This is a genomic window from Comamonadaceae bacterium M7527 (assembly GCA_021044545.1).
GTDB lineage: Bacteria > Pseudomonadota > Gammaproteobacteria > Burkholderiales > Burkholderiaceae_C > RS62.
The window spans coordinates 79,367-101,091 of sequence record CP087990.1 but is presented as its reverse complement, the minus strand read 5'-3'; the positions used below and the strand labels follow the sequence as shown (position 1 = coordinate 101,091).

General features: G+C 56.3%; 18 protein-coding genes, 2 tRNA genes and 2 pseudogenes. 13 read left to right on the top strand and 9 right to left on the bottom strand.

Translation table 11 applies throughout. The features are described from left to right. The first annotated feature begins 42 nt into the window (after positions 1 to 42). On the top strand, positions 43 to 327 hold the full coding sequence (locus tag LN050_00530) for a hypothetical protein (GenBank protein ID UFS56420.1): 285 nt from the start codon (positions 43 to 45) through the stop codon (positions 325 to 327). A 141-nt stretch (positions 328 to 468) separates the two neighbouring features. Here the strand turns inward: LN050_00530 and LN050_00525 are convergent, their stop codons facing one another. From LN050_00525 to hrcA, 3 genes are all read right to left on the bottom strand, one after another. Beyond that, entirely contained in the window at positions 469 to 2,016 is a 1,548-nt protein-coding gene (locus LN050_00525; protein UFS56419.1) for a sulfatase-like hydrolase/transferase, read from the bottom strand. Between the two features lie 305 nt (positions 2,017 to 2,321). Next, positions 2,322 to 2,398: transfer RNA gene (locus LN050_00520), tRNA-Ile, on the bottom strand. Positions 2,399 to 2,459: 61 nt separating this feature from the next. Beyond that, positions 2,460 to 3,479 carry a heat-inducible transcriptional repressor HrcA gene (hrcA, locus tag LN050_00515; GenBank protein ID UFS56418.1) on the bottom strand — a complete coding sequence of 340 codons (1,020 nt, stop codon included), beginning with the start codon at positions 3,477 to 3,479 and terminating at the stop codon, positions 2,460 to 2,462. A gap of 129 nt (positions 3,480 to 3,608) precedes the next feature. On the opposite strand from hrcA, the gene LN050_00510 reads away from it, so the two are divergent. From LN050_00510 to rapZ, 3 genes are all read left to right on the top strand, one after another. Then, the gene (locus tag LN050_00510; protein ID UFS56417.1) at positions 3,609 to 4,454 is read left to right on the top strand and encodes an NAD kinase; all 846 of its coding nucleotides are present in this window, start codon (positions 3,609 to 3,611) and stop codon (positions 4,452 to 4,454) included. Positions 4,455 to 4,525: 71 nt separating this feature from the next. Further along, complete coding sequence (recN, locus tag LN050_00505; protein ID UFS56416.1) at positions 4,526 to 6,190, top strand: DNA repair protein RecN; 1,665 nt, start codon at positions 4,526 to 4,528, stop codon at positions 6,188 to 6,190. Next, positions 6,187 to 7,146 (top strand): RNase adapter RapZ, encoded by a 960-nt coding sequence (gene rapZ, locus LN050_00500; GenBank protein ID UFS56415.1) that lies wholly within the window; start codon positions 6,187 to 6,189, stop codon positions 7,144 to 7,146. The genes recN and rapZ overlap by 4 nt, the downstream gene beginning before the upstream one ends. A gap of 27 nt (positions 7,147 to 7,173) precedes the next feature. On the opposite strand, the gene mutY is transcribed toward rapZ, so the two are convergent. Both mutY and mutM read right to left on the bottom strand, forming a co-directional pair. Beyond that, positions 7,174 to 8,361 carry an A/G-specific adenine glycosylase gene (mutY, locus tag LN050_00495; protein UFS56414.1) on the bottom strand — a complete coding sequence of 396 codons (1,188 nt, stop codon included), beginning with the start codon at positions 8,359 to 8,361 and terminating at the stop codon, positions 7,174 to 7,176. Further along, positions 8,340 to 9,155, bottom strand: coding sequence for a bifunctional DNA-formamidopyrimidine glycosylase/DNA-(apurinic or apyrimidinic site) lyase (gene mutM / locus LN050_00490; GenBank protein UFS56413.1), 816 nt, complete (start codon positions 9,153 to 9,155; stop codon positions 8,340 to 8,342). The genes mutY and mutM overlap by 22 nt, the downstream gene beginning before the upstream one ends. Positions 9,156 to 9,255: 100 nt before the next feature. Between mutM and LN050_00485 the strand changes: the two genes are divergently transcribed. From LN050_00485 to pth, 7 genes are all read left to right on the top strand, one after another. Then, positions 9,256 to 11,046 carry a tetratricopeptide repeat protein gene (locus LN050_00485; protein ID UFS56412.1) on the top strand — a complete coding sequence of 597 codons (1,791 nt, stop codon included), beginning with the start codon at positions 9,256 to 9,258 and terminating at the stop codon, positions 11,044 to 11,046. A gap of 12 nt (positions 11,047 to 11,058) precedes the next feature. Next, positions 11,059 to 11,688, top strand: coding sequence for an outer membrane lipoprotein LolB (locus LN050_00480; protein ID UFS56411.1), 630 nt, complete (start codon positions 11,059 to 11,061; stop codon positions 11,686 to 11,688). A gap of 9 nt (positions 11,689 to 11,697) precedes the next feature. Beyond that, complete coding sequence (gene ispE / locus LN050_00475; protein UFS56410.1) at positions 11,698 to 12,636, top strand: 4-(cytidine 5'-diphospho)-2-C-methyl-D-erythritol kinase; 939 nt, start codon at positions 11,698 to 11,700, stop codon at positions 12,634 to 12,636. A 119-nt stretch (positions 12,637 to 12,755) separates the two neighbouring features. Continuing rightward, positions 12,756 to 12,832 (top strand) — tRNA-Gln (locus LN050_00470). Between the two features lie 166 nt (positions 12,833 to 12,998). Beyond that, positions 12,999 to 13,973, top strand: a complete 975-nt coding sequence (locus LN050_00465; GenBank protein UFS56409.1) for a ribose-phosphate pyrophosphokinase — start codon at positions 12,999 to 13,001, stop codon at positions 13,971 to 13,973. 142 nt (positions 13,974 to 14,115) lie between these two features. Continuing rightward, positions 14,116 to 14,715, top strand: a complete 600-nt coding sequence (locus tag LN050_00460) for a 50S ribosomal protein L25/general stress protein Ctc (GenBank protein ID UFS56408.1) — start codon at positions 14,116 to 14,118, stop codon at positions 14,713 to 14,715. A gap of 95 nt (positions 14,716 to 14,810) precedes the next feature. Further along, positions 14,811 to 15,464 (top strand): aminoacyl-tRNA hydrolase, encoded by a 654-nt coding sequence (pth, locus tag LN050_00455; GenBank protein ID UFS56407.1) that lies wholly within the window; start codon positions 14,811 to 14,813, stop codon positions 15,462 to 15,464. Here the strand turns inward: pth and LN050_00450 are convergent. From LN050_00450 to rsmD, 3 genes and pseudogenes are all read right to left on the bottom strand, one after another. Then, the gene (locus LN050_00450) at positions 15,436 to 15,684 is read right to left on the bottom strand and encodes a YfhL family 4Fe-4S dicluster ferredoxin (protein ID UFS56406.1); all 249 of its coding nucleotides are present in this window, start codon (positions 15,682 to 15,684) and stop codon (positions 15,436 to 15,438) included. The two genes, pth and LN050_00450, sit on opposite strands and share 29 nt — an antisense overlap. Before the next feature lie 5 nt (positions 15,685 to 15,689). Then, positions 15,690 to 16,156, bottom strand: a pseudogene (gene coaD / locus LN050_00445) (pantetheine-phosphate adenylyltransferase). A gap of 29 nt (positions 16,157 to 16,185) precedes the next feature. Further along, on the bottom strand, positions 16,186 to 16,851 hold the full coding sequence (gene rsmD / locus LN050_00440; GenBank protein UFS56405.1) for a 16S rRNA (guanine(966)-N(2))-methyltransferase RsmD: 666 nt from the start codon (positions 16,849 to 16,851) through the stop codon (positions 16,186 to 16,188). Positions 16,852 to 16,879: 28 nt separating this feature from the next. Here rsmD and ftsY point away from each other — a divergent pair. Then, positions 16,880 to 17,940 (top strand): annotated as a pseudogene (gene ftsY, locus LN050_00435) (signal recognition particle-docking protein FtsY). A gap of 57 nt (positions 17,941 to 17,997) precedes the next feature. Here the strand turns inward: ftsY and LN050_00430 are convergent. Beyond that, on the bottom strand, positions 17,998 to 20,217 hold the full coding sequence (locus LN050_00430; protein ID UFS56404.1) for an FAD-dependent oxidoreductase: 2,220 nt from the start codon (positions 20,215 to 20,217) through the stop codon (positions 17,998 to 18,000). Positions 20,218 to 20,403: 186 nt separating this feature from the next. On the opposite strand from LN050_00430, the gene LN050_00425 reads away from it, so the two are divergent. Beyond that, positions 20,404 to 21,696, top strand: coding sequence for an ABC transporter substrate-binding protein (locus tag LN050_00425; GenBank protein UFS56403.1), 1,293 nt, complete (start codon positions 20,404 to 20,406; stop codon positions 21,694 to 21,696). Positions 21,697 to 21,725 lie beyond the last annotated feature (29 nt).

Below are 21,725 nucleotides of genomic sequence, written 5' to 3'. Positions count from 1 at the left end.
CGGTATGTGCCTGTTTTTATTTGTGATATCGTCTTCACTGGTATGACAACAACCCTCCAACGCTTGGCCATTTATGCGCTTGCAAGCAACTTGCTAAGCGGCTGCGGCGCTATTGCAGCCTACCCCCTCACCGCAGCCAGCCTGGGCGTGTGGGGCGCCACTGGCAAAACGCCCACTGACCACGTGATCAGCCAGGCCAATGGCCAGGACTGCAGTCTGATGCGAAGCATGGCCAACGAGCCCCTGTGCACACCCAGCACCCAAGGCCCAGTGCAACTGGTAGACCGCAGCAGCACAAGACAAGCCGCAACCGTCATCACAAACTAACGTGTTGGCCGGTCAGGCAAATGCTCAACAATGGGTTAGAAACAGCCCAAGCCACACCAACGTTCGCGGCCCGATAAGCCACACCACCCGTGCCAACAAGCCGTCAATGCAGCACAGCTTGTAATCCGAGTTACGAAGTGGCTAATTAGGCCACAGCGCCTCGTAGGCCTCCGAAGGTCTTCTGAGAAGGTAATTGAACTCGTTTTCACTAAATTCCAAGCTCAATGAAGTGACAGCAGGGCTACTACGCCCTAAGCCCGCCGAACCTTGTTCCAGCTCTCCTCCAATTGAATTAAACACAGCAGGGAATAGGTCGAAATGATTGTGTATCTCACCTATTTCAGAACGTGACGTTATCACACCACGGTCAGCTGGCCGCACATAAAAATATACTGGACCTCGCTCACTCTTTTTCGAGGTAAAAGAATCAGTCCATGCGAAGTTGTACCCTCGCATCTTCGGATGATCACCACTGACTACTACTGTTGTATTTTCAAGCACTCCTGCCGACTCAAGACTATCTATTAGTGTATTTATACGAGCAATACCGCATTTAAAGACACCTGCCTCTGAGGTATCGTATGGGTACTTCACACAATCCTGTGATTGAACAAGAGGGCCATGGGTATCAAGAGTTAATGCAACATAATAGAAAGGACGCCCTGCCTTGTGAAGGTTTATTACATCATTTTCAAACACCTTAAACAGGTCTTCATCTCGATAACCCCAATACTCATCTTGCGGGGGTGGAGCAAAATTAAGAATTGACTCTAATTCATCGCGCCCGACAGCTCTGTCAAAGCCATGAGCCTTCAAAAAATCGCCCTTATTTGAAAAGTGAAGAGGTGCACCCCCTAAAAAATTTATTGCATAGCCAGATTTTTTCAACAAATCAGAAAGGCATACAGCACCTTGCAAAAAAGGCCCTCTCGACGCCACAGGATTTGTCAAATATGGTACTCCGCACTGTGAAGCCATGATTCCAGAAAAAGTCCAACCAGTTCCATCTAGAGAAATGAAATGACCATCGAAGCTTTTTTCTGTGACTCGAAAATTTGCATCGGCGCCAACGTATTTTTTCTCTAAAGATTCAAAATAAATCCAAATCAAATTATCTTTTGGATCTTTTAAAACTACTGGCGGGACGTAGTGCTCTTTAAATATATCTGTTGCACTGTAATTAGCAGCAAACTCATTCGATACATCCAGCTTGTAAAGCATGTCGTAATTCTTGTGAAGCGTAACTACAAGTAGTGCAATGCAAACACCAAGAGTGGAGAATTTAAAAATTTTTATTAACTTCGAAAATTTGCGAAAAATCCAGATAACAATATAAAATATAAAGATAGCCAAGAGAGGCTTTAAACCCACCTCCAAAATTAATTTATTTGATATCGCAGTTGGCGTACCGGCGGTTTTTGCCAAAAGATGAAATACCAACTGGTCACTTGTAACGCCGCCAAATGTAGTCAAAATCCACTTGGTCAAACGGTACAAAAAATAGATAGGAAAATAAATGCTGCAATTACATGGGTCGAAGCAAGTACCGAAATTTTTTTGTTCATTACACTGGCATCTTAAAAATTTTTCTGCCACCGATTTTACCCTGCTTAATGCGTGAGGTTGATCAGTAGTCGTGGTAAAAAGCGAACAAGAGGTGATTGGCAGATTTGTAGGTAGTTGTTTCAAGGCCCTCATCTAGCACTGTCGTGTTGAGAGACTGCGAGTTGAAGGCTATTTGTATGGCGTCTAGCGTTCCGCAGTGCCGCCTATGTTGCATGCCAGTGAGCAATCCATCACCAAGTCACTGTCGGCGCACCTGTGCGATTGCATCCACAGCGACCTGCGCCTGGCGCCAGAGGCGGCCGCATACAAAATGCAATGGACAAATTGACCGACCGGTACCAATGCAAAACTCTGTGCACGATTACACAAGAATGACACAAAGCCAAAAACAACAAAGCCGCATAACGCGGCTAAGTTGTTGAATTAAATGGTGGGACGTGTAGGACTTGAACCTACGACCAAAGGATTATGAGTCCTCTGCTCTAACCAACTGAGCTAACGTCCCTGGCGCTGCGAGTTGCAGCAGCAGTATTGTAACTAGCCTGGCGAGTGCTTTTGCGTATGCGTTACAACTTGTTCAAGCTTAAGGCGTGGCTGAGCATTTTTGAGGTGACGTCCACCACTTGAATCATGCGGTCATATTGCATGCGCTGTGGGCCTATGACGCCCAGGGTGCCCAGCACTTGGCCGTCTACTTCGTAGGTGGCGCTGACCACTGATACGTCTTCAAACGGCACACGTTCGCTTTCGCCGCCAATAAATATGCGCACGCCGTCTGCGCGGTCGGACACGTCCAACAAGCGCATGAGTTGGGCTTTTTGCTCAAACAAATCGTACAGGCGACGCAGGTTGTTGAGGTCAGCAGAAAACTCTGACACAGACAGCAAATTGCGTTCACCAGAGATAAAAACGTCTCCGTTGTCGTCGGTTTCGTCATCGCCTGCAACGGCAGCTTGCATGAGTGCGCCTATTTCCTGGCGCAGCGCGTCAACTTCGCGCTTGAGGCGGGCGCGCACCTCCACCATGCTCAGGCCTGCGTAGTTGGCATTTAAAAAATTGGACGCTTCTATCAGCTCGCTTTGTGTGTAGGGCACTGGCGTGTGTATCACGCGGTTTTGTACGTCACCGTCTGGTGATACCAAAATAATGAGCACACGCTTGTCGGACAGCGACAAGAACTCTATGTGCCTGAACACCGATGTGCGCTTGGGCACAGACACCACGCCTACAAACTGCGACAAGCTGGACAGCATGTTGGCGGCGCTGTTGAGCACTTTGAGCGGTTGGTCTGTGACCAACTCACCCGGTGGCATGGCAAAGCTGCTGACCGACTCGCCGTTATCAACCGTGAGCATGGTATCGACAAACAGGCGGTAGCCCTTGCTGGTGGGCACACGCCCGGCAGAGGTGTGCGGGCTGGCGACCAAGCCTAGTTCTTCCAGGTCACTCATGACGTTGCGTATGGTGGCTGGCGACAAGTCCAAGCCATTGGCTTTGGACAGGGTGCGCGAGCCCACAGGCTGGCCGTCGGCAATGTATCGCTCGACCAGCGACTTGAGCAACAGTTTGGAGCGGTCGTCTAACATGGCGCTATTGTATGAAGCATCCGCACGACTTGTTGCAAAGCTATGTTGTAATTTGCCCATCATGACCCAGCCTTACTCGGCCCCCCTTCTCCAACGCCTGGCGCACGTCGGTTTCACCATGTCGCGATTGTGGGCAAGTACCAGGCAGCTGGCTCACATGAGGCGCTGCGCGAGTTGGCCCAGTTTTTGGACCAAACCGGTATGGACTTGTCCATTGAGCGAGAGACCGCGCTCAATACCGACATGCGTCAGTACGCCAGCATTGACGTAGACGCCATTGGCAAGCAATGTGACCTGGCCATTGTGGTGGGCGGAGACGGCACCTTGTTGGGCGTGGGCAGGCGCCTGGCCAGGCACAACGTACCCATGATTGGTGTGAACCAAGGCCGCTTGGGCTTTATTACCGATATTCCCCTGGATGCCTACAAAGACGTGCTGCTGCCCATGCTGTATGGCGCCTATGACGAGGAAAGTCGCGGCCTCATGCACGCGCAAGTGTGGCGCGACAACCATTGTGTGTTTGAGGCTACTGCGCTGAACGATGTGGTGGTCAACCGCGGCGGTGCCAGCGGCATGATTGAGCTGCGCATTGAAGTGGACGGCCACTTTGTGGCCAACCAGCGTGCAGATGGTTTGATCATTGCGTCGCCCACTGGCTCTACGGCCTACTCCATGTCTGTGGGCGGGCCTATTTTGCACCCCAGCGTGGCGGGCTTGGTGGTCGCGCCCATTGCACCGCACACGCTGTCCAACCGGCCTATTGTGTTGCCGCGCGATGCGGAAATCGTGATTGAAATCGCCAGCGCGCGCGACGCCAACGCCAACTTTGACATGCAAGCCCTCACAAGCCTGATGGTGGGTGACCGCATCAAAGTGCGCCCTGCCAACCATCAGTTGCGCTTGCTACACCCCAAAGGTTGGAGTTACTTTGACACCTTGCGTAAAAAGCTGCACTGGAATGAGGGCGTTGCCTGAGTGTTTGGCGCCAATACTGTACATTTACACAGTTACCCACCACCCCACGCACCCACACCACCTGTCAAGCCATGAGTCTGCGCCGCATTGCCCTCAAAGACTTTGTCATCGTTGAAGCACTGGACATAGAGCTGTCCAACGGCTTTACGGCCCTGACCGGTGAGACTGGTGCAGGCAAGTCTATTTTGATAGATGCCGTGCAGATTGCTTTGGGCCAACGCGCGGATGCTGGCGTCATTCGCCACGGTGGACAGCGCTGCGAAATAGTTCTTGAGTTGGACAGCAACGAGGCGGTAGACGCTTGGCTGGCCGATAACGGCTTTGACGTGCACGACGACGAGCCCATTTTGTTGCGCCGCCAAATTGACACGCAAGGGCGCAGCCGCGCCTGGATTAACGCCAGCCCCGCCACCATGACGCAACTGCGTAGCGTGGGTGATGCACTGGTCGACATTCACGGACAACACGCCTGGCAAACCCTGGGCAACACGGCCGCACAGCGCCAGCTGCTGGACGCCTACGCTGGCGCAAGTACCGCAGAGGTTGCAGCCGCTTGGCAGGCTTGGCATGCCAGCGCGCAAGCCCTGGACGCAGCACGCACACGGCAACTAAGCATTGCGCAAGACACAGAGCGCTTGCAGTGGCAGCTTGGTGAGCTGGCCAAACTGTCACCCCAGGCCAACGAGTGGGCCACACTCAACGAAGACCATACGCGCCTGTCTCATGCACAAGCGCTCATTGATGCGGCACAGCTGGCCTGCAACATGCTGGATGACGACAACACCAACGCCGCAACGTTGCTCAGCAACGCCATTGCTGCACTTGGCAAACAAGTACACATAGAGCCGCAATTTGCGTCTGTTGTTGAGGTGTTAAACCAAGCCCAGGCGCTGGTGGAAGACGCCACACACAGCCTGCACACCTATTTGCGCCGAGCAGACCTTGACCCACAGCGCTTGGCTGAGCTGGATGAGCGCGTTGCGTTGTGGCTGTCTCATGCGCGCCGCCTGCGCTGCTTGCCAGAAGACTTGCCTGCGCTGGTACAAAGCTGGACCGATGAGCTGGCGCAACTGACGCAAGCCAGTGACCTGGAGGCCATGCAACAAACCGTTGCCAAACACCAGGCCGCACTCACAAAGGCGTGCAAGGCACTCACAGCCAAGCGCCAAAAAGCCGCCAAGCCTTTAGCCCAAGAAATTACCCAGGCCATGCAATCGCTAGGCATGCAAGGTGGCGTGTTTGAAGTGGCCTTGACAGCACTTGATCAACCCAGCGCCACTGGCCAAGACCACATCGAGTTTTTGGTAGCAGGCCACCCGGGCGTGCCTACACGCGCGCTAGGCAAAGTGGCCTCAGGCGGCGAATTGTCGCGTATTGCGCTGGCCATAGCGGTTTGTACCAGCCGTTTAGGCAAAGCGCCCACGCTGATTTTTGACGAAGTGGACTCTGGTATTGGCGGGCAAGTTGCCCAAACCGTAGGCGCGCTGATGCAGCGCTTAGGTGCAGACCGCCAGGTGCTCACAGTCACCCACTTGGCACAGGTTGCCGCCAGCGCCAACGAACACCTGGTCGTTAGCAAGGCACGCGACACCGACAAAACCATTTCACATTTGGCAGTCGCCACAGACCAGGCTCGCGTGGTTGAAATTGCCCGTATGCTGGGCGGTGACACAAACTCGCAAGCCTCATTGGCACATGCCCAGGAAATGCTGAAAACCGCCGCCAAACCCAAATGAACCAAGACCTTGTACCCGCCCAGTCAGACAGCACCGCACCACTAGAGATGGTGTTGGTCACAGGCGTGTCTGGCTCGGGTAAGTCTGTAGCCCTTACCGCCCTTGAAGACAGTGGCTTTTTCTGTGTAGACAACCTACCGCCAGAACTGCTGGGTGATTTCGTGCGCCTTGAGCGCCAACAAAACGCGCGCAAAGTCGCCGTTGCCATTGACGCGCGCAGCGCATCTGGCCTGCCCTCTTTGCCTCGCCAACTCAAAGAGCTGCGCGCCGACGGCGTGTCGCTCACGCCCATATTTTTAGAAGCCACTACCGATGCACTGGTGCGCCGCTTCTCTGAAACAAGGCGCATGCACCCCCTGTCAACCGTGGCACTGCAAATGCCCAGCAAGACGCATGAGGCCGGTCAGGTGGGCGAGCCAGGCAATCAGCGCCGCTTGCTCAAAGACGCCATCGAGCTAGAGCGCGAGCTACTGAGCGACCTGCGCGAACAAGCGCATGTGGTGGACACCAGCCAAACCAGCGCGGCCAATTTGCGTAGCCAAATCAAGTCGCTTATTTCACACAGCACACAGCAAGCCGGCTTGCAGCTCACCTTTGAGTCGTTTGCGTTTAAGCGCGGCTTGCCCATGGACGCCGACTTTGTGTTTGACGTGCGCATGCTGCCCAACCCGCACTACGAGCCCGCGCTCAGGGCGCAAACTGGCCTGGACGCCGGCGTGATTGCGTTTTTAAGTGCGCAGCAAGCCGTGCAAGACATGGCGGCGCACATCACGCAGTTTTTAAGGCAATGGTTGCCCATGCTGCAATCAGACCACCGCGCCTATGTCACTGTAGCCATTGGCTGCACGGGCGGGCAGCACCGCTCTGTGTATTTGGCACAAACACTTGGCCAAGCGTTTGCCAAAGACTGGGCCACGCAGGTACGCCACCGCGAACTCAGCAAACTTGCAAGCTAGCAAACTGACAACCCACACAAAAGCAACTCAGTAGCCTTGCGTCTGCAACCACTTTTTAACAGGTGCTGGCAGCGCCGCTTGCAGCACTTGGTCTTTGCCTACCCAGGCGCCCAGTACCTGATCTTGAGCGTGTTGGTTGCCGTATTTGAGCAGGCATTCTGTAGCGGGTGCAGGTGGCACACGCAACACCACGGGCGTTAAGAACAGCTCTTTGTGTGTGAGCTGGTGTTTGATGCTGGGTTGGCCCAGCTTGGCCAATGTGCTGGGCGTAGCACCCAGTGCGCCCAAGCCGTTGGCCACCAACCAGTCACAGGCCAGTGCCAACTCAGCAAACACCAACGGCGCTTGCAAACCGCCCCAAATGCCCGTGTTGCCGCGTTGCTCCAGCCATACGGCGTCGCCGCGCTCCAACAGCAACAAGTACCAACGCTCAGAGCTTCGCTTTATTTTTTTGGACTTGACAGGGTAGTTGGTGGGCTGCCCAGCCTTGCTGGCCTCGCACAGTGTATGTACTGGGCATTGTTGGCAAAGAGGCGCTTTAAGGTGGCACACGGTTGCACCCAAGTCCATCAGTCCTTGTGTGTAGCGCGGCATGCTTTGCGCCAAATGCAGCGGTGACTCACCCAAGCCTGCCACCAGGGCTTGCGCTTGCGCCTGCAGCTGCTTGTTGGCGTGGCTGCCTGACAAGTCGCCGTCAAACGCCAGTAACCTGGACAACACGCGCTTGACGTTACCGTCGTATATCGAGATAGGCTGCCCAAAACAAAACGACGCAATGGCCGCCGCCGTAGACGGGCCAATGCCGGGCAAGCTTTCTAGTGCAGCTGCAGTGCTTGGAAACTCGCCGTTAAAACGCTGCACCACATCTTGTGCGCACGCATGCAGGTTGCGCGCCCGGCTGTAATAGCCCAGCCCCGCCCACAGCGCCATGACTTGCGCCTGTGGCGCAGCAGCCAGGGCTTGCACCGTTGGGAGTTGGTCAAGAAAACGCTCAAAGTAACCCAGCACTGTGGCCACTTGCGTTTGCTGCAACATGATTTCAGAAAGCCACACGTGATAAGGGTTGCGTGTGCGCTGCCACGGCAAATGGTGGCGGCCATGCCTGGCTTGCCATGCCACCACAGCAGGGGCAAACGCCGCTATTTGGCCAGGGCTGGCCACATCAACCACCGTTGTATCTACCGGCTGTGCCATCAGCGTTGGCAGCTTGGGCAAAAGTAAGTGGCGCGCTGGCCTTGCACAATGCGCTTGACAGGTGTTTGGCAATGCGAGCAGGGCTCACCCATACGGCCATAAACCTGCGAGCTGGCCTGAAACAAGCCATGCTCACCATTGGTGTGCTTGAAGTCGCGCAAACTGCTGCCACCCAACTCAATGGCGCGCGTCAGCACCTCGCGTATGGCGCTGTGCAATTTGCCCAAGCGGGCTTTGCCAATGCGCTTGGCACTGCGCGTAGGCCTGATACCCGCCATGAACAAAGCCTCGGAGGCATAAATATTGCCCACACCCACCACCACATCACCGGCGAGCAACACCTGTTTGATCGCACCCGAGCGCTTGGTCAACGCCTTCTCAAGGTAGTCAGGCGTAAACCCGGCCTCCAGGGGCTCAACCCCTAAATGGCCCAGCAGTTTTTGGGCTTGCGCACTGTGCTCGCCAGGCGCAAACACCACAGCGCCAAAACGCCTGGGGTCATGCAAGCGCAGCCAGCAAGTGTCTGTTTGCATATCAAAGTGATCGTGCGGGCCCGGCTCGCCAGGCCAGGTCGCGCTCACGCCCAAGCTGCCAGACATGCCCAAATGCACCAGCAGCAGGCCTTGGCTTAAGTCCAGCAAAATGTATTTACCCCGGCGGCGCACACCGGTAATGCTTTGGCTACGCAGGCTTTGCACCTCACAGCCCAGCGGCCACCGCAGGGGCTTGCCCATGGTCACAGCCACAATGCGTGATGAAAGCAACGCAGGGGTGAGGCTATTCTTGGTGACTTCGACTTCTGGTAACTCGGGCATGGCGTATTATCAAACTATAAGTTCAATGCCCAGTACGTTGCGGCTTAGCCCCTACACATTTGGGGGCCTGTGCCGCCTCAAACAGACTACAAACATACCCATGCCCACTTTGGCCTTAGCTGCGCAGCCAGCGCCTACAACGATCAAGTCCAGGCGCATCGTGAGCGTGACCAGCTTGTTGGGCGCCTCTGTCGTATTGTGCGCATTGGGTTTGTTGGCCCCAAAGCCTGCTGTCGCACAAAACAACCTGCCTGAGCGCCAAGCCTACGCGCTGCAGTTGTACCAAGCGCTGGTTGGCGAAATGGCGGCCTACCAAGGCGATGTCAACAGCGCTTACCGTTTTCTGATGGAAGCCGCCAACAACAGCGGTGACACGCGGCTTTACGAGCGCGCGGTCGCAGTTGCCGTGGAGTCAGGCTCTGGGCCTTTGGCTTGGCAGGCTGCCTCGACTTGGGGCAAGACACAGCCCGATTCAATTGAAGCCCAGCGTGCCATATTGCGCGTGGCCTTGGCCATAGGCCGTGAGCAAGGCATTACAAGCAGCCTGACAAACATATTGCGCCTGTCGCCTGAGCCCAGCAGGCTGGAGCTGATACGCGCCACGCCCGCAACCCTGCAGCGCCTGCCACCCAACAGCGACGTGGATGCAGAGCGCGTACTCACAGTTGCATTGGCCCCGTTTGCCAACAAGCCGACAACTGCCGCGGCCGTCAAGGCAGCCATTGGCTTTGTGCAACTCAGTGCAAACAACACACAAAAAGCCCTGCAAAGCGCTCGCCAAGCGTTTGAGGCTGACGAAGCCGACACAGAAGGCGCGCGCTTGGCACTGGCCTTGGTGGAGCAAGGCATCACCGCCGGTGAGCCGCTGCTACTGGCCCACCTGCACCGCAACCCGCAAAGCACGCGCGTGCGCTTTGGCTACGCCCGCTCTTTGTACAACGACCACCGCACCAGTGAAGCGCTTGCCCAAGTGCAGCGCGTGGTTTCTGACGAACCCGACTACACACCCGCCTGGCTGCTGCTGGGCCGCTTGCGCCTGGAGACCAATGCATTGCAGCAAGCCCAGGACGTTGGCCTGCGCGCGCTGAACCTCAGTAAAAAGGAAACACCACCGGGCGCGCAAATAACGCAGACACAAGCCTTGTACTTGTTGTCAGACATTGCGCTTGCCAAACAGGAATGGCAAGCCGCCGCCGACTGGCTGGACCAAGCCGACAGCCCAGACAACGCCAACACAGTGCTTTACAAACGTGCCGTGTTGCAAGGCAAGCGTGGCTATATTGCCCAAGGCTATGCCTTGCTGGACAACATGGCGCAGGACTCGGAGCAAGCGCTTCGACTCAAGCTCATGACCAAAGCACAGTGGCTTAGGGAGTTTGAGCAGTTTGCAAAAGCCTACAACGTACTCACAGAGCTGAACAACCGTTTTCCCAATGATGCCGACCTGCTGTACGAACAAGCCATGATGGCCGACAAGCTGGGAAAAAGCGCAGACATGGAGCGGCTGCTAAGGCAGGTCATGACCGTTCAGCCTGACCACCATCACGCCTACAACGCCTTGGGCTACAGCTTTGCCGACAAAGGCGAGCGCTTGCCCGAGGCCAAGGCACTGATTGAAAAAGCCCTTGGGTTCGCCCCCAATGACCCCTACATCATTGACAGTTTGGGTTGGGTTTACTTTCGACTGGGCGAGCTTGGCAAGGCGCAAGACGTATTGCGCAAGGCCTACGGCATCAAAGCAGACGGCGAAATAGCCGCACACTTGGGCGAAGTGCTGTGGGCTGACAACCAACGCGAGGCCGCCATTGCCTTGTGGCGCGAGGCACTGACTCGCCATAAAGACAATGAGACGCTGCGCAACACCATGTTGCGCTTTGGCATCGCACCGTAAGCCAACAGCATCATGCGTGTGCGTTTGCCGCCCAACGGCCTATGTTGCAGCCATTGGTGTGCAAGAGCCAAGCTGGTGGGCTTGGCTCTGCTGCTGACAGGTTGCGCGAACTTGCAAAAGCCGGATACGGCAGTACCCGCCGCGCATGCATGGACTGGGCGATTTGCCATGGTGGTGCACAGCACGCCAGCGCAATCTCAACGCGCAAGTTTTGAGTTGCGCGGCAACGAGCAAGCGGGTGAGCTGGATGTGTTGTCTCCAATAGGCACGACCTTGGTGCGGGCCACTTGGCAGCCTGGCAAGGCCACACTGATAAGTGGCGGCAACTACACAGACTTCGATAACCTGGCGGCACTGAGCGCCTCACTTGGTGAAACCAACTTGCCTGTGGCGAATCTGTTCAGCTGGCTACAAGGCACATCGCTACAAGGCACATCGCTACAAGCCTCGCCAATAACCATCCCAGGCAGCAGTCACGCCAGTGCCTGGGCTGTTGACTTGTGTCAAGCACACCAAGGCCGCATCAAGGCCACGCGAGAATTGCCCTTGCCCGCCCTGTCACTCACTGTGCTGTTTCAGCCGCCAGCCCCCAATGCGCAAGAAGGCTGTGTTGCGCGCGTCGATACAGGTCACAGCAAATAAGCGCCCACCATGAAAGCCCCCTTGCAACTTGGCCCTGGACACTGGTGTGACTTAGGCGCGCCCGCAAAAATAAACACGTTTTTGCATGTGGTTGGGCGGCGTGACGACGGCATGCACTTGTTGCAGTCTGTATTCATGCTGCTGGACTGGGGCGACTACCTGGACATAGAAGTCACGCCAAACGATGCGCGTATCACACGCATAGACAGGGCCAGTGATGCCACCACAGATGGCCCAGCCCTGCCCGCCAATGACTTGTGCGTGCAAGCTGCCACATTGCTGCAACGCAGCTGCGGCCTGCAGCTTGGCGCCCGCATAGGCTTACAGAAACACTTGCCCACGCAAGCTGGCCTGGGTGGTGGCTCGTCAGACGCGGCAACATGCCTCATCGTGCTGAACAAACTATGGGGGACTGGCTTGACCACAGCGCAGTTGTGCGCACTGGCCGTGCAACTGGGCGCAGATGTGCCGTTTTTTGTGCAAGGGCACAACGCATTTGTGCAAGGCATAGGCGAGCGCATCAGCCCCATCACGCTGCCTGCAACAAATTTGTGGCTGGTCAAGCCCAGGGCCGGTGCGTCCACCCCCGCCATCTTCCAGTCCAGCCAGCTAAGCCGCAACACAGAAACAGTTGATCTGCGGGCGTTAACGACATTGGGCGCGGCTGACTTGTGGGCTTTTGGCCATAACGACTTGCAAGCCGTGGCCGAGCAGCTGTGCCCAGACATCAAAGGCGCGTGCAACTGGCTTGAGGCCAAAGGCCTTAGCCCGCGCATGACAGGGTCGGGTAGTACAGTGTTTGCACACTTTTCACCTAACGACAGTCAGGCTCAAGCCTTGCAAACCACACCAGCCGCTGACTTGCCCGCCGACTGGCTGTCGCACAAATGCAAAAATTTGGAAAAACATCCGCTGCGTGATTGGAATTGTCCAAAAAATGTTGGATAATAGAGGGCTTGAAACGAAACGCCAGACACTTGTTATCAACAGGCTGACAGCGTCAAGATTCAAGCAGGTTTAGCAACACAATTACAGCTTCATTGAAGTGTGTTGTACAAACCATGCGTAGGGGAGTGGCCAAGTTGGTTAAGGCACTGGATTTTGATTCCAGCATGCGAGGGTTCGAGTCCTTCCTCCCCTGCCAAACCTTTTTTGCAGATAGCCCGCCGCTAAAGGCTGTCTGCACAAGCCTTGTGCGTAAGTGACCTTTGACTCATTTCAGGTACTGGCGCAACAGCGCCAACCGCCATGTCTGCGCCGGGGTGCTTGCTCACTGTTTTCAATTTTCAAAAAGCAAAGCTGGGCACCGCATGCAAGCGCCTCATCACGACTTCATGGTTTTTACTGGAAACGCCAACCCTGTATTGGCGGGTGAAATTGCCCAGCACCTCGGTGTGCCGCTTGGTGGCATGGATGTTGGCCGCTTTTCAGACGGTGAAGTCACCGTTGAAATCAAACAAAACGTACGCGCCCGTCACGCGTTTATTGTGCAGCCCACTTGCGCGCCCACCAATGAAAACCTGATGGAACTCATAGTGATGGTAGACGCCCTGAAGCGCGCGTCAGCCACACGTATATCTGCTGTCATTCCCTACTTTGGCTATGCGCGCCAGGACCGTCGTCCACGCTCCAGCCGTGTACCCATTACGGCCAAAGTGGTGGCCAACATGTTGCAAGCCGTTGGTGTGTCGCACGTACTCACCATGGACTTGCATGCAGACCAGATTCAGGGCTTCTTTGATATTCCGGTAGACAACATCTACGCCTCACCCGCTTTGTTGGGTGACTTGCGCAGCAAAAACTATGCTGACTTGCTGGTGGTCTCACCCGACGTTGGTGGCGTGGTGCGCGCGCGTGCACTGGCCAAGCAGCTCAACTGCGACATGGCCATCATAGACAAGCGCCGCCCCAAGGCCAACGTATCTGAAGTGATGCATGTTATTGGCGACATTGACGGGCGCAACTGCGTGATCATGGACGACATGATAGATACCGCCGGCACCCTGGTAAAGGCGGCCGAAGTGCTCAAAGATCGCGGCGCTAAAAACGTTTACGCCTACTGCACACACCCTATTTTCTCTGGCCCTGCCATTGAACGCATCAGCAAAGGCGAGGCGCTTGACGAAGTGGTTGTTACCAACACCATTCCGCTGAGCCAAGCCGCCCAAGCTTGCAACAAGATTCGCCAACTCTCTGTAGCACCGCTGATGGCCGAGACCATCTCGCGCATTGCCTCGGGTGAGTCGGTTATCAGTTTGTTTGCCGACCAAGAGAACCTGTTTTAAACAGTTTTCAGCCTCGGTAACAAAAGCGCTGCGACAGGCCAAACGCGATTCTTAGGTTTGGTTGATAGCAGTTTATTAATTGAGGTGAGTTTGGTCGCGAATCACCTCGCTACGTCACTGTTGTGACTATTGGAGTATGACTATGGAATTTGTCGCTTTTGAGCGCGCTAAGCAAGGTACGGGTGCGAGCCGCCGCCTGCGTAACTCTGGCCGCACGCCAGGTATTGTGTTTGGTGGTGCAGCTGAGCCAGCCAACATTGAGCTGGACCACAACGCACTGTGGTTTGCATTGCAAAAAGAAGCGTTTCACTCATCCATCCTTGAGATGGACTTGAACGGCACCAAGCAAAAAGTGTTGTTGCGTGATGTGCAATACCACCCCTTCAAGCAGCTCGTGTTGCACGTTGACTTCCAACGCGTTGACGAGAAGACTCGCGTTCACAAGAAAGTGCCATTGCACTTTGAAGGCGAAGAAACCTCACCGGCTGTTAAAACAGACAAGTGTCTGATCAACCACGTGATGACTGAGCTTGAAGTTGAGTGTCTGGTCACCAACCTGCCAGAGCACGTCACAGTGGACTTGTCAGGCATTGTGAAGGGTCAGACCATTCACGTGCGTGACCTGAAGCTGCCAGCTGGCACCAAGGCCGTGATGCATGGCCGCACCAACCTGACGGTTGCAACTGCTGTTGCACCAAAGGGTGGTAGCGACGCTGCACCTGCTGAAGAAGCTGCTGAATAAGTAGCTGGCCAGGCCTGCAGTAAACCCGCGAGTGGCTTTGGCTCTCGCGGGTTTTTTATTATTTTGCTGTACCGCACCGCGTTAAACTCAAGCGCATGATCAAGCTCTTTGTAGGCCTGGGAAATCCTGGCTCTGACTACGACCAAACCCGCCACAACGCTGGCTTTTGGTGGATTGACGCCTTGGCCAATCAATGGAAGTTGCAGCTGCGCACAGAGCGCAATTACTTTGGCCTGATGGCCAGGGGACAAGTCAACGGCGACACGGTGTGGCTTCTTGAGCCGCAAACCTTCATGAACGCCAGCGGCAAGTCTGTGGCCACCTTGGCGCGGTTTTTTAAAATTGCACCCGAAGACATTTTGGTGGCCCACGACGAACTGGACATTGCACCGGGCGAGGCAAAGCTCAAACTTGGCGGTGGCCACGCCGGCCACAATGGTCTGCGCGATATTCACGCACAACTGGGCAGTTCAAACTACTGGCGCTTGCGCATTGGTATTGGACACCCCGGCGACACAAGCCAAGTGGCCAGCTGGGTGCTCAAAAAACCCTCCCCAGACGACCGCATTGGCATAGACCAAGCCATGGACAGGGCATTAAAGGCAGCGCAGCACCTGCAAAGCGGTGACATGAACAAAGCCACAGCCCTTATTCACACCAGCAAGCCACCCAGGCCCAAGCCGCCTAAGCCGCCTAAGCCGCTTGCACCGCCTCAGGCACCTACGCCTGGGTCAGGCGCTGGTATTTAGCCATCAGCTGCTCGCGGGACTCCACAAAGTCCGGGTGTATGGGAATACACGCCACCGGGCACAAGGCCACGCACTGCGGCTCATCAAAGTGGCCCACGCACTCTGTGCATTTGTTGGGGTCTATCTCATAAATCGCTTGCCCCATGTAAATGGCTTCGTTGGGGCACTCCGGCTCGCATACATCGCAGTTGATGCACTCGTCGGTAATGAGTAAAGCCATTGCAACTACCCCTTTAACTGCGCAAGCGCAGTTGCCACAGGCGCCGACACCAAACCCGATACATCGCCACCCAACGTGGATATTTCCCGCACCAAGGTGCTTGAAATGCATTGCAGCTGCGGCTGCGGCAACAACACCACAGTGTCAAAGCTGGGACTTAGCAAGCGGTTCATGGCCGCCATTTGTGCCTCGAAGTCAAAGTCGGAGTGGTTGCGCACGCCGCGCACCACGCCAGCCGCCCCGTGTACCTTGCAAAAATCCACGATCAAACCATCAAAGGCCTGTACCTGGATATTGGGCATGTCGGCCAAAGCCGAGCTCACCAAAGACATGCGCTGCTCCAGGCTGAACAGGGTCTTTTTGTGATGCGCTTTGGCCACACCCACCACCACGCGCCCAACAAGGTCGCCGCCCGGCGCAGTACGTCTTCGTGACCCAGGGTAATAGGGTCAAACGTGCCCGGGTACACCATGGTTGTTGCTGCGTTCATCGATCTGCCCCTTAAGTTGAATGAGCCACGCGTTTAAGAAGGTGAAAATGCACCGCGCCGGCTTTACCGTGTTTGGCCACACACAAGCCTATATCGACCAGCTCCTGGTCTTGCCACGCACGCGGTGCCTCTAAATAAATCAGGCCATCGGCGGCAATGGCCTCACTGGCAAAGCCCAGCACTTGACTGAACAAAGTCTCGTTGTTGCCGCCTTCAAAAGGCGGGTCTACAAACACCACATCCCAGCCTGCACCTTTTTGCGCGCCCAGCAAAGACAAGGCATCCCCCGCTACCACGCGCACACCCGGCATGGCCAGTTTTACCTGCGAGTCATTCAAGGCCTGCACGGCCACACGATCGCGCTCTACCAGCCAAGTCGTGGCCGCACCGCGAGATGCAGCCTCAAAACCCAGGGCGCCGCAACCCGCAAAGGCATCCAAACACTTTTGCCCTGTCAAGTCTTGGCCCAGCCAATTGAACAGCGTCTCGCGCACGCGGTCGCCGGTTGGACGCAAGCCATTGGCCAATGGCACGACCAGCTTGCTGCGCTTAAAAGCACCGCCAATAATGCGTACTTCGCCTGCCTTGGCGTGTGGCTTTTTAAGCGCAGGCGCGGGCGCGGCAACAGGTCGCCCGCCGGCACCAACGAAATTTTTAGGCTTGGTAATAGGTTTCATAGAATGGCTCTATTGTAGAAAACACATCATGTTCAGCTTTTTCAAGAAAAAACCCAGCCCCACACCCGTTGTGGACGAGTCGCAGCCCGCTGCACAACATGCGCCCTCGCCTGTTGAGGTGGCGCCCAGTGAGGCCGTTGCATTGCAAGAAACGGCAAGCCAATCGGTACAAGCCCCAGTCGCGTCTGAGCCCAGAAGCGCCTGGCTGGACAGACTCAAAGGCGGGCTTAAAAAACCGGTCAGCAAATTGGCAGTGTCTTTGTCTCTGCCCGCATTGATGATGCCCTCTATGAAGAGCTTGAGGCCGCCCTGCTGATGTCGGACACTGGCGTTAAAGCCACGCAGCAAGTGCTCACGTCTCTTAAGGCCAAGGTCAAAAAAGAACACATTAAAGAGGTGGCCAACGTCAAGGCGGCCTTGGTAGAGGTGTTTGCCGCGCTACTCGCGCCGCTTGAGAAGCCGCTGGTCATTGGCGAGCACAAACCCACTGTCATCATGATTGCTGGCGTTAACGGCGCGGGCAAAACCACTTCCATTGGCAAACTCACCCGCCACCTCAGCGACTCTGGCGCCAGCGTGCTACTGGCTGCGGGCGACACCTTCCGGGCGGCAGCCCGCGAGCAATTGGACGTCTGGGCAGACCGCAACAACGTGGACATCGTGAGCCAAAGCGGCGCAGACCCGGCCGCGGTGAGCTTTGACGCTGTCAACGCTGCCACTGCGCGCGGCAAAGACGTGGTACTCATTGACACTGCTGGACGACTGCCCACGCAAACACACCTGATGCAAGAGCTGCAAAAAATCAAACGTGTGATTCAAAAGGCCAGCGCCAGCGCGCCACACGAGGTGTTGCTGGTGATTGACGGCAACACCGGGCAAAACGCCCTGTCGCAAGTCAAGGCTTTTGACGATTGCATTGGCCTCACAGGCCTTATCGTCACCAAGCTAGACGGCACGGCCAAGGGCGGTGTGATAGCCGCCATCGCCATGGAGCGCCCTATACCGGTGTACTTTATTGGCGTAGGCGAATCGGTACTTGACCTGCAAAACTTCAAAGCACAAGAGTTTGCGCAGGCGATGCTGGCCTAAGTCTTTTGCACGGCGCATCACACCACAATCGATTGGATGCCAACGGTGCGCGCAGACCTAGCCCCTGCGCCAAGCATGAAAGCGCTGCACCCACCGCAACAAGCCTTGCGGTGCGTGCTCACGTTTCCACTGACCTGCCGCGTATTTACTGGCCTCGCCCATGGTCGGGTAGGTGTGTATGGTGGCCAGGATTTTGTTAAGGCCCAAGCCATACTTCATCGCCAATACAAACTCGGTGAGTAAATCGCCTGCACCTGCGCCAACTATGGTGGCACCCAATATGGTGTCTTTGCCGGGCTTGGTGAGCACTTTGACATAGCCTGTGGTGCTTGAGTCTGCAATCGCGCGGTCAAGATCGTTCAGGTCATAACGGGTTACCTCTACGGCTATGCCCTGTGCTTTGGCTTCGGTCTCGCTCAAGCCCACGCGGGCGACTTCAGGGTCGGTAAACGTGGCCCACGGAATCACGCGGTAATCGGCCTTGAACAACCTGAAGTCACCAAACAAGGCATTCACGGCAGCAAACCACGCTTGATGAGCTGCCACATGGGTGAACTGGTAAGGCCCCGCTACATCGCCAGCAGCCAGGATATTGGGGAACCTGGTTTGTAAGCACTCATTGGTGTGTATCACCCGCCCTACCTCAACACCCAGCTCCTGCAAGCCAAAGCCATCCAGCCGCGCGCTGCGCCCCACTGCGGCAATGAGTACATCAAACTCGATACGCTTTTCTGCACCGTGGTGCGTCACGACGATGGCATGCGCATTGCCATTGCTACCCACCTCACAGCGCACAGCTTGGTGCTGCGTCAATAGGTCAACGCCGTCGCGGCGCAAAGCGGCAGCGACCACTTCAGCGGCATCTTCATCTTCGCGCGGCAATATGCGTGTGCCCATTTCTATTTGGGTAACACCACTGCCCAAGCGGGCCAACGCTTGCGACAACTCGCTGCCAATGGGACCACCGCCCAGCACCACCACACGTTCAGGTGCTGCAGGCAACTGGGCCAATGCATCCCACATGGTGTCGCTGGTCAGCACGCCCACTTCTTCAATGCCAGGCAAGGGCGGCACAAAAGGCCTTGCGCCGGTGGCAATGATGATGGATCGGGTAGTGAGTGTTTGCACCTCACCGTTTGGTGTCGTAATGTCAACCGTCCAAGGGGTCACCAGGCGCGCATGGCCTTGCACCACATCAACGCCCAAACCGGTGTAGCGCTCTATGCTGTCGTGCGGCTCTATGTCGGTTACGACTTGGTGCACGCGCTTCATCACCGCGGGAAAAGACTGGACAAGCTGCGCCTCGCTCAACGCCACGTGGCTTAAACCGTAGTGGGCTGCATGGCGCATTTGGTGTGCGGCCTTGGCGCTTTTAATCAGTGCCTTGCTAGGCACGCAACCATAATTCAGGCAATCGCCACCCATTTTGTGGGCCTCTACCAGCGTGACCTTTGCCTTGACGGCTGCAGCAATGTAGGCGCTGACCAGGCCGGCCGCGCCGCCTCCAATCACCACCACGTTGCGGTCAAATTGCTTGGGCTTGGTAAACCCCGCATACACCCGTTTGGCTTGCCATTTGGCAACCAGCCACTTCGCCACCCAAGGGAACAAAGCCAACAGCGCAAAAGAACCCAACAAGCCTGGCGAGACTATGCCGCCTAAGCTGTCTACCTGCGCCAACTGCGTACCCGCCAACACGTACACCACCGTGCCAGGCAACATACCCAACTGGCTGACCCAATAAAACGTACGCACTGGCAACTGGGTCAAGCCCATCAACAGGTTGATGAGAAAAAACGGAAACACCGGCACCAGGCGCAGGCTGAACAAATAAAACGGGCCATCTTTGGCAATGCCCGCGTTCATGGCGTCCAGGCGCTGACCAAAGCGCTGCTGTACGCTTTGCCCCAACACAAAGCGCGCCGCCAACATGGCCAGGGTTGCACCGGTCGTAGAGGCAAAAGACACCACCAACAGGCCTTGCCACAAACCAAACAAGGCACCGCCTGCCAGTGTCAGCAAGGCCGCACCTGGCAACGACAAGGCCGTTATCAGCACGTACACACCAAAAAACAAGGCCGCCGCGGCCAATGGCTGAGCCTCCTGCCAAGCGGCCAGGTCCGCCACATGGGTTTTCAATGCGCTCAGGCTAAGCAAGGAGCTGGCGTCGCTGCGGGCAAACACCACGATGGCCAACAAGACCAAAGCGACCAAGCCCAGCTTGAGCAAAGTAGCCAAACGGTTGTTGCGGGCAGGGTTGGGGTAGGCGTTATTCATAGCAATTGACCTGAAAAAGGGAGCAAACCACCCAGTATTTGGCTGGCCTGCCAGTATGCGTTGCAGACCTATTCGATAATGCAATCTGACGAGTGACGCCACGCGTCACTCCATCGTGACTGAGCACTGTAACCTGCGCCTTTGTCACAACGTATACCCACAAGACAACTAAAAGCTCCAAACCACATGACCCCTCGCACGCCAACCGCTACACCCGCCAAATCCCTGGCCTTACCAAGCCGCGCACCCAGCGCCTCACGCAGGCGGGCACTGACTGTGGCGATCAGCGCAGCGGTCGCTTGCCTTGTTGCCTTGAACAGCTACAAAGCACACGCAGCGTCTGACGCCCCCTCCTGGGCCGAGGTTGAAAAGGCCGCCAATGGTCAAACGGTTTACTTCAATGCCTGGGGTGGTGGTGAGCGCATCAACAGTTATTTGCGCTGGGTGGCGCAGCAAGTTGACGTGCAATACGGCGTGAAGCTGGTGCACGTCAAGGTGGCAGATATTTCTGAAACCATTGGCCGTGTGCGCAGTGAGATAGCCGCTGGCAAGCAAACTGGCGGTTCGGCCGACTTGCTGTGGATCAATGGTGAAAACTTTGCCACGCTCAAGCGTGAAGGCCTGTTGTTTGGCCCCTTTGCCCAATCGCTGCCCAACTTTGCCCTGGTAGACACAGTTGGCAAGCCCACCACGCTCAAAGACTTTGGCGAAACCACAGACGGCTTGGAGTCCCCCTGGGGCATGGCACAGCTGAGCTTTTACGCTGACAAACAGCTGCTACCCACACCTCCGCGCAACGCTGCAGAGCTGGCCGCGCTCGCCGCCCAGCAGCCAGGGCGCATCACTTACCCGCGCCCACCCGAGTTTCATGGCACCACGTTTTTAAAACAGCTGCTGCTTGAACTCAACCCAGACCGCACCGCACTGGACCGCCCTGTAACCGACGCGGCCTTTGCGGCCGCCACCAAACCACTGTGGGCCTACCTTGACGCACTACACCCTCACTTGTGGCGTGGCGGCAAGCAGTTTCCAAGTCGTGTGGCGCAAATCGCACAAGGTGTATCAGACCGATCACTGCTACTGGGGCTTACGTTCAACCCATCCGAGGCCAGCGCAGAAGTGGCCGCCGGCACCTTACCAACAAGCACCTACACCTACCAACACACGGGTGGCACCATTGGCAACACCCACTTTGTCGCTATTCCCAAAAATGCCAACGCACCTCAAGGCGCGCAAGTGGTGGCCAACTTTTTACTATCGCCCATGGCGCAGGCGCACAAGTCTGACATTCGCGTTTGGGGCGACCCCACCGTGCTGGACACAGAACGCCTGGACAGCGCTGGCAAGGCGGCATTTGCCAAAGCCGCCGCCAGCAACAAGGGCGGCGCACTGATTACACCAGCGCCCACGCTGGGTGAGCCGCACGCGTCCTGGGTTGCTGCGCTTGAGCAAGAATGGACGCAGCGTTACGCCCAGTAAGTCAAGCCATACGGTAAAGAAGACCACCC

Excerpts from the sequence above, each read along its gene's own strand:
- LN050_00530 (UFS56420.1), top strand. The coding sequence starts at position 43 with ATGACAACAACCCTCCAACGCTTGGCCATTTATGCGCTTGCAAGCAAC.
- hrcA (UFS56418.1), bottom strand. The coding sequence starts at position 3,479 with ATGTTAGACGACCGCTCCAAACTGTTGCTCAAGTCGCTGGTCGAGCGA.
- recN (UFS56416.1), top strand. The coding sequence starts at position 4,526 with ATGAGTCTGCGCCGCATTGCCCTCAAAGACTTTGTCATCGTTGAAGCA.
- rapZ (UFS56415.1), top strand. The coding sequence starts at position 6,187 with ATGAACCAAGACCTTGTACCCGCCCAGTCAGACAGCACCGCACCACTA.
- mutM (UFS56413.1), bottom strand. The coding sequence starts at position 9,155 with ATGCCCGAGTTACCAGAAGTCGAAGTCACCAAGAATAGCCTCACCCCT.
- LN050_00485 (UFS56412.1), top strand. The coding sequence starts at position 9,256 with ATGCCCACTTTGGCCTTAGCTGCGCAGCCAGCGCCTACAACGATCAAG.
- LN050_00480 (UFS56411.1), top strand. The coding sequence starts at position 11,059 with ATGCGTGTGCGTTTGCCGCCCAACGGCCTATGTTGCAGCCATTGGTGT.
- ispE (UFS56410.1), top strand. The coding sequence starts at position 11,698 with ATGAAAGCCCCCTTGCAACTTGGCCCTGGACACTGGTGTGACTTAGGC.
- LN050_00465 (UFS56409.1), top strand. The coding sequence starts at position 12,999 with ATGCAAGCGCCTCATCACGACTTCATGGTTTTTACTGGAAACGCCAAC.
- LN050_00460 (UFS56408.1), top strand. The coding sequence starts at position 14,116 with ATGGAATTTGTCGCTTTTGAGCGCGCTAAGCAAGGTACGGGTGCGAGC.
- pth (UFS56407.1), top strand. The coding sequence starts at position 14,811 with ATGATCAAGCTCTTTGTAGGCCTGGGAAATCCTGGCTCTGACTACGAC.
- LN050_00450 (UFS56406.1), bottom strand. The coding sequence starts at position 15,684 with ATGGCTTTACTCATTACCGACGAGTGCATCAACTGCGATGTATGCGAG.
- rsmD (UFS56405.1), bottom strand. The coding sequence starts at position 16,851 with ATGAAACCTATTACCAAGCCTAAAAATTTCGTTGGTGCCGGCGGGCGA.
- LN050_00430 (UFS56404.1), bottom strand. The coding sequence starts at position 20,217 with ATGAATAACGCCTACCCCAACCCTGCCCGCAACAACCGTTTGGCTACT.
- LN050_00425 (UFS56403.1), top strand. The coding sequence starts at position 20,404 with ATGACCCCTCGCACGCCAACCGCTACACCCGCCAAATCCCTGGCCTTA.